Below are 12390 nucleotides of genomic sequence, written 5' to 3'. Positions count from 1 at the left end.
AGCCGCCTTTTTCAGCGCAGCGAATTACTCGCCGTACACGTCGAACTTGAAGTACTTGTCCTGCACGGCCTTGTACTTGCCGTTGGCGCGGATCTCAGTGATGGCGGTGTTGAATTTCTCGGCCAGGGCGGTATCGCCCTTGCGCACGGCGATGCCGGCGCCGCCACCGAAGTATTTCGGATCGTTGTACTCGGGACCGACGAAGGCGAAGCCCTTGCCGGCGTCGGTTTTCAGGAAGCCGTCGTCGAGGTTGACCGAGTCGGCCAGCAGCGCGTCGATGCGGCCGGAAACCATGTCCAGGTTGGCTTCCTGCTGGGAGCCGTAGCGCACCAGGTTGATCCCGGCCGGCACCAGCACTTCGGTGGCGAAACGGTCATGGGTACTGGCGCGCAGCACGCCGACTTTCTTGCCCTTGAGTTCGGTCAGCGGGTCCTTGACCTCGGTGCCTTCCTTCATCACGAAGCGCGCCGGGGTGTGGTAGTACTTGATGGTGAAGTCGACGTTTTTCTTGCGATCGTCGGTGATGGTCATGGACGACAGGATGGCGTCGATCTTGCGCACCTTCAGCGCCGGGATCAGGCCGTCGAACTCCTGCTCGACCCAGGTGCATTTGACTTTCATCTGCTCGCACAGCGCATCGCCGATATCCACGTCGAAACCGGTGAGCTTGCCGTCGGGGGTTTTCATCGAGAATGGCGGGTAGCCGGCTTCGATACCGATGCGGATCGGCTTGGCATCGTCAGCCACGGCGGTCAGGGACAACATGGACAGTGCCAGGGCACCGAACATCACAAGCTTCTTCATTTATAACTCCCGTAGACGGAGGCTCTTATTGGCAGAAAGGTTCGATTGGGGGAAATCGAAGTGGCCAGCAGTCTAGAGCGGTGTCCGGGAGGCAAATTGTGTTTATGCGACAAATACTTATAAAAATTCCACAGCCGATTCAGGACTGCTCCCTGGCGGTGCAACGACCTTGGAAAACACCCCCGATCCCCGCAGGTTCACCGATTTTCGCGCCCGCATTGCGACCCGTCAGTCGACCTGAAAACGTCCCGGACGGCGCCATTCATCCGGGACACGCCAGCGAAGCGCGGCGGGATGCCGCCCAGAGCGAATGCAGGCCTTTGCCAGCCGCCACAATCCCTGTAGCCGCTGGCGCAGCCTGCGCAAGCCTGGGCCACGCTGGTCGCAGGGCCTCCAACGATCTGGAAGCCCCACGAAAACCTCTAGCAAGCACATTCCACGACAACGCTCGCCGGCCGCTCGAGCTCCACGCTGAGCTTGAAACCTTCATCCAGCCAGCCGGTCACGCCGCCGATCATCTCCTTGACCGGGTAGCCCAGGGCCGCCAGCCGGACCGCGGCCTTGTTGGCGCCGTTGCAGTGCGGGCCGGCGCAATAGACCACGAACAGGGTGTCCCGGGAGTAACCGGCCAGGCGCTCGGCATCGATCAGGCGTCCGGGCAGGTTGATCGCCCCCGGCACATGGCCGCGCTCGAAGGCCAGGGGACCGCGCACATCCAGCAGGACGAAGTCGACCTCCCCGGCTTCCTGGCTGCCGAAGACATCGGAGCAGTCGGTCTCGAAGGTCAGGCGGTTGGAGAAATGCATCAGGGCGATGGCCGAGGGGGCGGCGGGAATGTCACGAACCAGGCTGGTCATTGCAGTGTCTCCAGAACAACAGTGGGTGTGACAGGACTTTATCGACCCGGCCGACGCCGCTACAGTGGCGCACAAGACACTGACTGGTAACTTTCCGCCAAATGCACAATGCCCCCGGTTTAGTCGCGATCCTGGCCTACAACGGCCTGTGCACCTTCGAGTTCGGCATCGCCGTGGAGATCTTCGGCCTGGCCCGTCCGGAATTCGATTTCCCCTGGTACGAACACCGCATAGTCGCCGTCGAGCCCGGGCCGCTGCGGGCCATGGGCGGGATCCAGGTGCTGGCCGATGGCGGCATGGAGCTGCTGGAGCAGGCACGAACCATCGTCATTCCCGGCTGGCGCAGCCGCAACGAGCCGCTGCCGCCCGGGCTGAGCGAGGCCCTGGTGCGCGCCCATGAGCGCGGCGCACGGCTGCTGTCGATCTGCTCCGGGGTGTTCGCCCTGGCGGCCACCGGGCTGCTGGATGGCCGGGGCGCCACCACCCACTGGCAATACACCGATGAACTGGCCGAGCGCTTTCCCGCCATCCAGGTGGACCCGGACGTGCTCTATGTCGATTCGGGGCAGATCATCACCTCGGCCGGCAGCGCCGCCGGGATCGACGCCTGCCTGCATCTGGTCAGCCGCGACTTCGGCACCCACATCACCAACTCAGTGGCGCGGCGCCTGGTGATGTCGCCGCAGCGCACCGGCGGCCAGGCGCAGTTCATTCCCGCACCGGTCAGCCGCACGCCGCGCAACGACTTGTCGCGGGTCATGCAATGGGCCCGCGAACGCCTGCATGAACCGCTGGAAGTGCGCGACCTGGCCAGCCAGGCGCTGATGAGCGAGCGCACCTTCCTGCGGCGCTTCAACCAGGCCACCGGCGTCTCGCCCAAGGCCTGGCTGCAACACGAACGCCTGGCCCGGGCGCGGGAGTTGCTGGAGAGCGGCAGCGAGCACACCGAGACCATCGCCCTGCGCTGCGGCTACCGTTCGGTGGAGAGTTTTCGCGTGGCCTTTCGCAGCGTGGTGGGCCTGCCGCCGTCGGCGTATCGCGAGCGGTTCGGGCGGGGGGAGAAGGTGGTCGCCGAGTGAGGCGGTGACCGGGAGGACGTCATCGCGGGCAAGTCGGATCGCCGCCCGCTCGCTCCTACAGAAGCATGTCCCCGCCCTCCTCAATCCTCCGGCTTGCGCAACAGATAGGTGTCCATGATCCAGCCATTGGCCTGGCGCGCCGCCTTGCGCACTTGCTGGATCTGCCCCGCGACATCCTTGAGCCGGCCGGCGATCAGGATTTCCTCCGGCGTGCCGAGGTAAGCCCCCCAGTAGATCTCCAGGTCCTGGTCCGCCACCTGACGATAGGCATCCTCGGCGTCGAGCATCACCACCAGGCTGTCGGCATCGCTCACCTGCCCCGCCGCCAGCCGCCGGCCGGTGGTGATCTCGACCGAGCGGCCGATGCGGTTCAACGGCACCTTGTGCTGCGCCGCCAGGGCCTGGACGCTGGTGATGCCGGGGATCACCTCGAACTCGAACGCACAGCGGCCGCTGGCCAGGATCGCCTGCAGGATGCGGATGGTGCTGTCGTACAGCGCCGGATCGCCCCAGGCCAGGAAGGCGCCGGTTTCGCCGTCCGCCAGTTCCTCATCGATCAGCCGCTCGAAGGTGCGCTGCTTGGCGCGGTTCAGCTCGGCGACGCTGGCCCGGTAATCCACCTCGGCACCCCGCTGTCGCTCCGGGCTTTGCGCCTCGACAAAACGATAGCCGGGCTGCTCGATGTAGCGCTCGCAGATCTCCCTGCGCAGGTCGATCAGCGCGTCCTTGCTCTGGCCCTTGTCCATCAGGAAGAACAGGTCGGTGCGATTGAGCGCCTTGACCGCCTGCATCGTGATGTAGTCGGGGTTGCCGGCGCCGATGCCGATGATCAGGAGGGTTTTCATGGGGACGTAATCTCGGTGTCGATACTGCGATCGAGTATGGCCGGGTTGCCGGGGAAGGTCACAGGGTGGCTGCGTCAATCATGCTGACCCAGGCGCAAGCGCCAGCGGCCATTGAAGCGCAACTCGACCTGGGCCAGCGGCTCGACATCGATGGCATTGAAACTGGCCAGCGGGCATTGCATGACGTGCAGCAGCGCCGCGCGGATGACCAGCGGATGGGTCACCGCCAGCACATGCCCGGGCTGCTCACTCAGCGACGCCAGCCACGCCGCGACCCGCTCGCACAGCTGCGCCACCGACTCGCCGCCATGGGGCGCCGAGTGACCGTCGGCCAGCCAGGTTTGCAGCGCCTCGGGCTGCTCACGGTGCAGATCGTCAAGGGCCAGGCCCTGCCAGCGGCCCATGTCACAGTCGCGCAGCGCCGGCTCCGTCTCCACGCTGGCGCCATACAGGGCGGCGGTCTGCCGTGTCCGTTGCTCCGGCCCGCTGAGCAGGCGCAGCGCACGCTTGAACGCACCGGCCCGCGAGCCCGCCAGCGCCTGCCAGTCCATCTCCAGCGGTTCGTCCAGGGGGAAACGCGCCAGCTTCTGGGCGACGGTTCGGGCGTGGCAGATCAGGGTCAAGCGGGTGGCCGGCACGGGGAATCTCTCGACGTTGAATGACGCAGTGGGCAATGTGGCTGCGTTTGTATCATTTGTCGCCGGGGGATTCCCAACTTGTCGCCGCCAAACCTAGGCGCTGGCGATCCGCGGCCGGGCCAGGTACAGCACCTCGTAGCGCTCGGCGCCGCGTGTGCTGTCGGGCGCGCTGGCCGAGAGAGTGAAGCGCACCAGCTCCCAGGCCTGCAGGTCGAGGGCGACGAACACGGCGAAGGTGTCCGGGTCATCGGCCAGCCGCTGGTTGTGCTCGACCTGCTCGGCCAGCAGCCTGGCGCGGTCCGCCAGCGGATCGATCGCCAGGTGCTCGCGGTACAGGGTCCGCGCCTGGCCGCCGGGACCACGACGCCAGTCCAGGTGCAGCCAGGACTCGATGTGCGGCCGGCCGAAGGAGTCGATCACGCTGTCGAAACCGCTGCCCATGAGAAACCGCGCGGCGCCCGCCGGATCGGCCCAGAGGTAGATCGAGGCGTACAGGTTATGCCGCGCGCCGTGCACGCCCCGCTCCTGGCCGGCGAAGACCTTGAACAGCAGCCCCTCGACCTCGTCCCACAAGGGCCCGCGATCCGCAGCGCGGCGGCGGATCACGCCCATGTCGTAATCGGCGGGCAGGCGGTGTGAATACTGTTTGGCCAACATGGCGATGCTCCTGTGCTTGAAGGTGTTGCCAGCTTGCGCAGGGCCAATCATTACAACAAGATATCGGCAAATATATCTGCGATAAGCATCCGATATGATCGAACCCCTCAGGCCGCTGGACATCGACACCGTGCACGCCTTCGTGCTGATCGCCGACTTCGGCAGTTTCACCCGCGCCGCCCAGGCGCTGGACACCTCCCAGGCCGCCATCAGCCTCAAGCTCAAGCGCCTGGAAGAACGCCTCGGCTATCGCCTGCTGGAGCGCACGCCGCGGCATGTGCGCCTGACCCCGGTCGGCGAGCAGTTCATGCAGGCGGCCCGCGACCTGCTGCGCGCCCATGAGCGGGCCCTGGGCGACATGCAGGCGGCACCGACGCGACGGCTGATCATCGGCATCAGCGACCACGTGGCCGGCGCGGAGCTGCCGCAACTGCTGAGCCGCATCGCCGCCTACGATCCGTTGCTGATCATCGAGGTGCGCATCGCCTCCTCCCGGGACCTGACAGCGGCCTTCGACCGCGAGGAACTGGACGCGGTCATCGTGCGCAACGAAGGCGCGCGCCAGGACGGCGAAGTGCTGGTGGTCGAGCGCTTCGGTTGGTTCGCCGCGCCGGCCTGGCAGCAGGCACCGTGCACCCCGTTGCGGCTGGCGACCATGGCCGCGCCCTGTGGCGTGCGGCATGTGGCCGTGCGCGTGCTGGACGACGCCGGCATTCCCTGGACCGAAGTCTTTATCGGCGGTGGTGTGATGGCTGTCTGCGCCGCGGTCAGCGCCGGGCTCGGGGTGGCGGCGCTGGCCCATCGGGTGGCGCCGGCCGGCGCGGTAGAGGTCGGCGAGCGCCTCGGGCTGCCGCTGCTGCCGGTCAGCGAAATCGTCCTGCTTGCGCGGCCCACCGACGCCCGCTCCGAGGAAACCCTGCGCGCCCTGAGCGCGGCCTTTCGCGGCACCCTGCCACGCTGACACCGCGCCCTGAAAAACCTCGAACAGCCAATAAACCTGGGCTTTTGCGCCCCCTTTTGGGGCATTCGAGGCCGGTTTTATTTTTCACTAGACATGTAGCGTAAATTACATAAATACTGTTTTCACTTTCAGTGAAACAAAAACGACATTCACTTGCGAAGGCGTTTTCATGCCGTCTCTCAGAGACCTGATCACCGACCCGGCCCTCGACCTCACGCCTTCGGAGCGCAAGGTCATCCGCGCCCTGCTCGACCATTACCCGCGCAACGGCCTGGGGCCCATGTCGCGGCTGGCCGAACACGCCGGTGTCAGCGATCCGACCATAGTGCGGCTGGTGAAAAAACTCGGTTTCGGCGGGTACGCCGAGTTCCAGGAAGCGCTGCTCAGCGACATGGACGATCGCCTGCGTTCGCCCAGCACCCTGTTGCAACCACGGGCCCAGGTGCCCCGGGACGATGCCTGGAGCCATTACCTGCAAGGCAGCCTGCGCAGCCTGGAACAGACCCAGGCCCTGACCCAGCCCGAAGACGTGCGCATCCTGGTCGACTGGCTGCTGGACAGCCGGCATGCGCTGTACTGCTACGGCGGGCGCTTCAGCAACTTTCTCGCCAGCTACCTGCTCAATCACCTGCGCCTGATGCGCCCCGGCTGCATAGCCCTGGACGACAACGCGCAACTGCCCGACCGCCTGTATGACGTGCAGCGCCAAGACATCGTCCTGCTGTTCGACTACCGCCGCTACCAGAGCCAGGCCCTGCGCGTGGCCAGCGCGGCCAAGGCGCGGCACGCGCGGGTGGTGCTGTTCACCGACATCTACGCCTCGCCCCTGCGGGAGCTGGCGGACCTGATCATCAGCGCTCCGGTGGAGTCGGCTTCGGCCTTCGACACCCTGGTGCCGGCCCTGGCCCAGGTCGAGGCGCTGGTCGCCAGCCTGACCCTGCGCAGCACCGACCTGGACCGACGCCTGGAGGGCATCGACGCCCTGCGCAACGAATTCGCCACTCACCTGCTGGAGGACAAATAAGGATGGTCTGCCTTCCCCACCAATCGCCCCGCGATCTGCCATTCACCCTCGACCGCACCGCCCTGCTGCTGGTGGACATGCAACGGGCCTGGCTCGAGCCGCAGTTCGACCCGCACTTGCAGGTGCCGGACGCCGAGTACTTCCTCAAGCGCACCCGCGAGCAGGTGATACCCAACCAGCAGAAGCTCCTGGCGGCCATGCGCGGCGCCCGGCAGAACGTGCTGCACACCATCATCGAAAGCCTGACTGCCGATGGCCGCGACCGCTCGCTGGACCACAAGCTGTCGGACATGCACCTGCCCAAGGGCAGCCCGCAGGCAGCGATCATCGATCCGCTCGCGGCACGAGAGAACGAAATCGTCCTGCCCAAGACCTCCTCCGGGGTCTTCAACTCGACCAACATCGACTACGTGCTGCGCAACCTGCAGACCCGCCACCTGATCGTCGCCGGCATCGTCACCGACCAGTGCGTCGACATGGCAGTGCGCGACGCCGCCGACCGCGGCTACCTGGTGACCCTGGTGGAAGACGCCTGCGCCACCTACACCGACGCCCGGCACCAGGCCTGCCTGAATGCGATCAAGGGCTACTGCTGGATCACCGACACCCAGACCGTGCTCGACCGCCTGCGGGAGATGCAGGCATGAGCCGGGACAGCGAGCCGTTGCGGCCGGTGGCCATGACCACCCTGCTCACCACCGACCTGATCGGCGTCAGCCGTGGCCGCTCGTTCCCCAGCGACGAACTGGACAGCTACACCAGTGCCGGCTGCGGCTGGGTCCCGGCCAACAGCGCGCTGACCCCGCAGGACATCATTGCCGAGCCCAACCCCTGGGGCGCCCGTGGCGACCTGCGGCTGATCCCCGACCTGGCCAGCCGGGTCCAGGTCGGCAACGGCCCGGACGCCAGCGCCTCGCCTCTGGACTTTATCCACGCCGACATCTGCGAGACCGACGGCCAGCCCTGGGCCGCCTGCCCGCGCACCCTGCTGCGCAACGAGGTGCAGCGCTACGCCAGCGAGCTGGGGCTGCAGATCACCGCCGCCTTCGAGCACGAATTCAACCTGCACAGCGCCAGCGCGCAACCGGAACGCCTGGCCTTCTCCCTGCAGGCCCAGCGCCAGGGCGCGGACTTCGGCGGCTGGCTGCTCAGCGCCTTGCGCGCCGCGGGCGTCGAGCCGGAAATGTTCCTGCCCGAATACGGCAAGCACCAGTACGAAATCACCTGCCGCCCGACCCAGGGCGTGGCCGCCGCCGACCGCGCGGTGAACGTGCGCGAGATCACCCGCGAGATCGCCCGGCAACTCGGCCACGGCCTGAGCTTCGCGCCCAAGACCGCGGAACACGCGGTGTGCAATGGCGTGCACCTGCACCTGAGCCTGCAAGACCTGGACGGCGCGCCGGTGCTGTACGACCCACAGAGCGTCAATGGCCTTTCTAAGCTCGGCCAACATTGGGCCGCCGGAGTACTTGAGTTCCTGCCCGCGCTCTGCGCCTTTACCGCGCCGACGCCGATTTCCTACGCGCGCTTGCAGCCCCATCACTGGAGCGCCTCCTACGCCTGCCTGGGCCAGCGCAACCGCGAAGCCTCGCTGCGCATCTGCCCCACCGTGAGCATCGGCGGCAAGCCGGTGGCGCCGCAGTACAACCTGGAATTCCGTGCCCTGGACGCCACCGCCTCGCCGCACCTGGCCATGGCCGCGGTGCTGATTGCCGGCCGCCTGGGTATCGAACAGGGCCTGACGCTCAGGGCCATCACCGACGAAGTGCCGGACGAGCTGAGCGCAGAACACCGCCAGGACCGCGGTATCGTCGCCCTTCCGGCCTCCTTGCCCCAGGCGCTGGACTGCCTGCGCAACTGCCCGGAACTGCTGCAAGCACTGCCAGCCCCGCTGCTGGACACCTATTTCGCCGTCAAACACCAGGAAGTGAAACTGACCGAGCACCTGACCCCTGCCCAACTCTGTGAGCACTATGCACACCTGTACTGAAACCGCTGAACTGGGGCTGTACACCCGACCGGCCTACCGGCTGCTGCGGGAAGATTCCGCGCACCCGCTGATCCTGGTCTGCGAGCACGCCAGCCGTTATATCCCGGCGGCGCTCAACGACCTCGGCCTGGACCCGGAAGCGGCGCGTGAGCACATCGCCTGGGACCCCGGCGCCCTGGAGCTGGCGGAAAACCTCTCGCAGACCCTCGGCGCCACCCTGCTGACGGCCAACTATTCGCGGCTGCTGATCGACCTCAACCGCCCGTGCCAGGCCCACGACAGCATTCCGTTGCAGAGCGAGATCTACCAGATCCCGGGCAACCAGCACCTCGACGAAGCCACCCGCGAGTACCGCCGCAAGCAGCTGTTCCGGCCCTTTCATGCACGCCTGAGCGGGCTGATCGACGCACGCCTGGCCTCAGGCCGGCCAGTGCGGGTGGTGGGCATCCACAGTTTTACCCCGCTGTACTACGGCCAGCGCCGCACCCTGGAGATGGGCGTGCTGTTCGATCGCGCCGAGGGTTACGCCCGGCGCCTGCTGGAAGGCATGTCGGTCCACGACGTGAAGATCGCCGGCAACGAGCCGTACAAGATCGACGCCCTGGGCGACATGACAGTGCCGGCCCACGGCGATGCCCGCGGCCTGGATTCGGTATTGATCGAGGTGCGCAACGACCTGCTGCGCACCCCGCAAGCCATACAGTGCTGGACGGATTATCTGGCGCCGCTGTTGTAGAAAAGGCTGTGAATCAGGATGGAGCTGTGGTTGTAAAAAAGCTGTTTGCTGTACCGGTACAACAACTATAAAAACCGCCGTGGCGTGTCTTTAAACCTGCCAGGTTCAAATACATTGCCTGCCGCTGCAGGTCGTCCATCGACATCAGCGCCAGGCATCCGCCCACCCTTTGGCTGACAAGGAGAACCTCTTCATGGAGATTGAAGAATTCGGCTACAAACAGGAACTCAAGCGCGGCCTGACACTGCGCGACCTGGTGGTCTACGGGATGATTTTCATGATCCCCATCGCCCCGTTCGGGGTCTATGGCTATGTGAACCAGGAAGCACCGGGCATGGTGCCGCTGGCCTACACCATCGGCATGCTGGCGATGCTCTTCACCGCCCTCAGCTACGGCAGCATGGCCCGCGCCTTTCCCATCGCCGGCTCGGTCTACTCCTACGCCCAGCGCGGGCTCAACCCCCATGTCGGGTTCATCGCCGGCTGGCTGATGCTGCTCGACTACCTGCTGATTCCGCCGCTGCTGTACGTCTACGCGGCCATGGCGCTGAACCACCTGTACCCGGACATTCCCAAGGTCGGCTTCATCCTCGCCTTCCTGGTCAGCGCCACCTTCGTCAACCTGCGCGGCATCACCTTCACCGCGCGGATGAACATTGTGTTTCTCCTGGCGCAGCTGGTGGTGCTGGGGATCTTCCTGTTCTACGCCTGGAACGCCCTGCACGGCGGCACCGGTAACGGCCAGCTGACCCTGGCGCCGCTGTACAGCCCGGAAAACTTCCACTTCGGCATGCTGATGCAGGGCGTGTCGATCGCCGTGCTGTCGTTCCTCGGTTTCGATGCCATCTCCACCCTGGCCGAAGAGATCAAGAGCGAGCCGGGCAAGAGCGTCGGCCGCGCCGCCCTGATTACCCTGCTGGTGATGGGCGCGATCTTCGTGGTGCAGACCTGGATCGCCACCGACCTGGCCGCCGGCATGGGCTTCAAGTCGGCCGACACGGCCTTCTACGAGATCGCCGAAATCGCCGGCGGCAGCTGGCTGGCGACCCTGACCGCAGTGGCCACCGCGCTGGCCTGGGGCGTGGCGGTGGCCATCACCTCGCAAGCAGCGGTGTCGCGCCTGCTGTTCGGCATGGCCCGCGACGGCAAGCTGCCGAAGATCCTGGCCAAGGTCCACCCCAAGCACAACACACCGCACGTCAGCATCTACCTGGTGGCCGTGCTGTCGCTGCTGATCTGCTACCTGTTCATCAACTCGGTGGACACCCTCACCTCCCTGGTGAACTTCGGCGCCCTGAGCGGCTTCATGCTGCTGCACCTGACCGTGATCAATCACTACTGGCGCCGCAACAAGTCGACCCAGGTGCTGCGTCATCTGATTTGTCCGGTGATCGGCTTCCTAATTGTCTGCGCGATCATGTACAACATGGGGGTCGATGCGCAGAAACTCGGTTGCATCTGGATCGCCATCGGCCTGGTCTACCTGTTTTTCCTCAACAAGCTGGGCGCCAATACGGCGCTGGCCGATCCACTTTAATCAACACCCCCGGCCGCCGCGGCACCATGAAGGTGCTCCGGCGAATCCGAGTGGGCGCCGACAGGTGCCTGCGTGCCACCGCCCGCCCTCGCGGGCCGTGGCAGTAATGCGTGGAAACCGACAGTGATTGTCAGGTTCGGCGCCCCAGGTCTCGCGGCCAGGCGTCGATCATTTTGATACAGGAGTAGATCCATGCTGGTCTTACGCCCAGTTGCGCCAGACGATTTGCCGGAGTTGCAACGGCTGGCCCGTGAAAGCCTGGCGGGGGTGACGTCCCTGCCGGACGATCGACAACACCTGCTGGACAAGATTCTCGACTCCTGCGCCTCCTTCGCCGCCAACGTGCAGGCGCCGGGGCCGGAGAACTACTTTTTTGTCCTCCACGACCCGGCCCGCGGCCAGCTGCGCGGCTGCTCGGAAATCCTCGCCATGGCCGGGTTCTACGCGCCCTTCTACAGCCTGCGCAACCGGCCCTTCGTCAGCAACTCGCGGGAGCTGAACGTGCAGCATGGCGTGCCGACCCTGTCGCTGTGCCAGGACCTGAGCAACCACAGCCTGCTGCGCGGCTTTCATATCGACCCGGACCTGGTCGGCACGCCCATGGCGGAGCTGCTCTCCAGGGCCCGCCTGCTGTTCATCGCCGCCCATGGCTCGCGCTTCGCCGACACCAGCATCACCGAGATCGTCGGCTACAGCAGCGACGACGGCCACTCGCCGTTCTGGGATGCCCTGGGCAAACACTTCTTCGACCTGCCCTATGTCGAGGCCGAACGCCTGTGCGCCCTGCGAAGCCGCAGCTTCCTCGCCGACCTGATGCCGCAATACCCGATCTACATCCCGATGCTGCCCAAGGCGGCCCAGGACTGCATCGGCCAGGTCCACCCCCAGGGTCGCGAGGCCTACGAGATCCTGCTGCGCGAGGGTTTCGAAGCCAACCACTATGTCGACCTGTTCGACGGCGGCCCGACCTTGTACGCCCGCCACAGCGGCGTTCGCTCCATCCGCCACAGCCTGATCGCCAATGCCTGCCCGGGCCCGCAGAGCGGCAGCGGCCGGGCCTGGCTGGCGAGCAACGAGCGGCTGGGGCAATACCGGGCGGCCCTAGTGTGCCTGGACGAAGCGCCGGGGGACCTGGTCAACCTTGACCCTGAAGCCTTCCAGGCCCTGCAACTGCAATCCGGCGACCCGGTACGGCTGGTCGCCCTATGAAGAACCCCGGACAGGTTTACATTCGCCGCCGCAACAGGCGCGCAGAAGGAGCT

The 12390-nt window shown here is 66.0% G+C and carries 13 protein-coding genes; 8 read left to right on the top strand and 5 right to left on the bottom strand.

What is annotated here, in order from left to right; all coding sequences use genetic code 11:
• Nucleotides 1–24: 24 nt before the first annotated feature.
• A complete protein-coding gene (locus J4D52_RS15815) occupies nucleotides 25–804 on the bottom strand; it encodes an ABC transporter substrate-binding protein (protein ID WP_009048194.1) in 780 nt (259 codons plus the stop codon).
• A gap of 422 nt (nucleotides 805–1226) precedes the next feature.
• Nucleotides 1227–1661, bottom strand: a complete 435-nt coding sequence (locus J4D52_RS15810) for a rhodanese-like domain-containing protein (RefSeq protein WP_025804082.1) — start codon at nucleotides 1659–1661, stop codon at nucleotides 1227–1229.
• A 101-nt stretch (nucleotides 1662–1762) separates the two neighbouring features.
• Between J4D52_RS15810 and ftrA the strand changes: the two genes are divergently transcribed.
• Nucleotides 1763–2740, top strand: coding sequence for a transcriptional regulator FtrA (gene ftrA / locus J4D52_RS15805; protein ID WP_102677238.1), 978 nt, complete (start codon nucleotides 1763–1765; stop codon nucleotides 2738–2740).
• Nucleotides 2741–2820: 80 nt separating this feature from the next.
• Here the strand turns inward: ftrA and cobF are convergent, their stop codons facing one another.
• From cobF to J4D52_RS15790, 3 genes are all read right to left on the bottom strand, one after another.
• Nucleotides 2821–3585 carry a precorrin-6A synthase (deacetylating) gene (cobF, locus tag J4D52_RS15800; RefSeq protein ID WP_102677239.1) on the bottom strand — a complete coding sequence of 255 codons (765 nt, stop codon included), beginning with the start codon at nucleotides 3583–3585 and terminating at the stop codon, nucleotides 2821–2823.
• A gap of 74 nt (nucleotides 3586–3659) precedes the next feature.
• On the bottom strand, nucleotides 3660–4223 hold the full coding sequence (locus J4D52_RS15795) for a histidine phosphatase family protein (RefSeq protein WP_110721732.1): 564 nt from the start codon (nucleotides 4221–4223) through the stop codon (nucleotides 3660–3662).
• A 93-nt stretch (nucleotides 4224–4316) separates the two neighbouring features.
• Nucleotides 4317–4880: a DUF4865 family protein gene (locus tag J4D52_RS15790; protein WP_102677241.1), complete on the bottom strand. Its 564-nt coding sequence runs from the start codon at nucleotides 4878–4880 to the stop codon at nucleotides 4317–4319.
• Nucleotides 4881–4974: 94 nt separating this feature from the next.
• Between J4D52_RS15790 and J4D52_RS15785 the strand changes: the two genes are divergently transcribed.
• From J4D52_RS15785 to J4D52_RS15755, 7 genes are all read left to right on the top strand, one after another.
• Nucleotides 4975–5841: a LysR family transcriptional regulator gene (locus tag J4D52_RS15785; RefSeq protein WP_102677242.1), complete on the top strand. Its 867-nt coding sequence runs from the start codon at nucleotides 4975–4977 to the stop codon at nucleotides 5839–5841.
• A 169-nt stretch (nucleotides 5842–6010) separates the two neighbouring features.
• A complete protein-coding gene (locus tag J4D52_RS15780) occupies nucleotides 6011–6865 on the top strand; it encodes a MurR/RpiR family transcriptional regulator (RefSeq protein ID WP_025804088.1) in 855 nt (284 codons plus the stop codon).
• 2 nt (nucleotides 6866–6867) lie between these two features.
• Nucleotides 6868–7512: an isochorismatase family cysteine hydrolase gene (locus J4D52_RS15775; protein ID WP_102677243.1), complete on the top strand. Its 645-nt coding sequence runs from the start codon at nucleotides 6868–6870 to the stop codon at nucleotides 7510–7512.
• A complete protein-coding gene (locus J4D52_RS15770; RefSeq protein ID WP_110721733.1) occupies nucleotides 7509–8855 on the top strand; it encodes a glutamine synthetase family protein in 1347 nt (448 codons plus the stop codon). Before J4D52_RS15775 ends, J4D52_RS15770 begins: the two co-directional genes overlap by 4 nt.
• Entirely contained in the window at nucleotides 8839–9591 is a 753-nt protein-coding gene (locus J4D52_RS15765) for an N-formylglutamate amidohydrolase (RefSeq protein ID WP_025804091.1), read from the top strand. The genes J4D52_RS15770 and J4D52_RS15765 overlap by 17 nt, the downstream gene beginning before the upstream one ends.
• A gap of 193 nt (nucleotides 9592–9784) precedes the next feature.
• A complete protein-coding gene (locus J4D52_RS15760) occupies nucleotides 9785–11128 on the top strand; it encodes an APC family permease (RefSeq protein WP_025804092.1) in 1344 nt (447 codons plus the stop codon).
• A gap of 192 nt (nucleotides 11129–11320) precedes the next feature.
• Entirely contained in the window at nucleotides 11321–12337 is a 1017-nt protein-coding gene (locus tag J4D52_RS15755; RefSeq protein ID WP_025804093.1) for an arginine N-succinyltransferase, read from the top strand.
• Nucleotides 12338–12390 lie beyond the last annotated feature (53 nt).

Source organism: Pseudomonas sp. GW460-12-10-14-TSB1, assembly GCF_017349775.1.
In the GTDB taxonomy this organism is placed as follows: domain Bacteria; phylum Pseudomonadota; class Gammaproteobacteria; order Pseudomonadales; family Pseudomonadaceae; genus Aquipseudomonas; species Aquipseudomonas piscium.
Note: the sequence above shows the minus strand (reverse complement) of the source record. Positions and strands in the feature narration are given on the sequence as shown.

Bases quoted from the DNA above. Each gene is read 5' to 3' on its own strand.
- J4D52_RS15815 (WP_009048194.1), bottom strand. From the start codon at position 804: ATGAAGAAGCTTGTGATGTTCGGTGCCCTGGCACTGTCCATGTTGTCC.
- J4D52_RS15810 (WP_025804082.1), bottom strand. From the start codon at position 1,661: ATGACCAGCCTGGTTCGTGACATTCCCGCCGCCCCCTCGGCCATCGCC.
- ftrA (WP_102677238.1), top strand. From the start codon at position 1,763: ATGCACAATGCCCCCGGTTTAGTCGCGATCCTGGCCTACAACGGCCTG.
- cobF (WP_102677239.1), bottom strand. From the start codon at position 3,585: ATGAAAACCCTCCTGATCATCGGCATCGGCGCCGGCAACCCCGACTAC.
- J4D52_RS15790 (WP_102677241.1), bottom strand. From the start codon at position 4,880: ATGTTGGCCAAACAGTATTCACACCGCCTGCCCGCCGATTACGACATG.
- J4D52_RS15785 (WP_102677242.1), top strand. From the start codon at position 4,975: ATGATCGAACCCCTCAGGCCGCTGGACATCGACACCGTGCACGCCTTC.
- J4D52_RS15780 (WP_025804088.1), top strand. From the start codon at position 6,011: ATGCCGTCTCTCAGAGACCTGATCACCGACCCGGCCCTCGACCTCACG.
- J4D52_RS15775 (WP_102677243.1), top strand. From the start codon at position 6,868: ATGGTCTGCCTTCCCCACCAATCGCCCCGCGATCTGCCATTCACCCTC.
- J4D52_RS15770 (WP_110721733.1), top strand. From the start codon at position 7,509: ATGAGCCGGGACAGCGAGCCGTTGCGGCCGGTGGCCATGACCACCCTG.
- J4D52_RS15765 (WP_025804091.1), top strand. From the start codon at position 8,839: ATGCACACCTGTACTGAAACCGCTGAACTGGGGCTGTACACCCGACCG.
- J4D52_RS15760 (WP_025804092.1), top strand. From the start codon at position 9,785: ATGGAGATTGAAGAATTCGGCTACAAACAGGAACTCAAGCGCGGCCTG.
- J4D52_RS15755 (WP_025804093.1), top strand. From the start codon at position 11,321: ATGCTGGTCTTACGCCCAGTTGCGCCAGACGATTTGCCGGAGTTGCAA.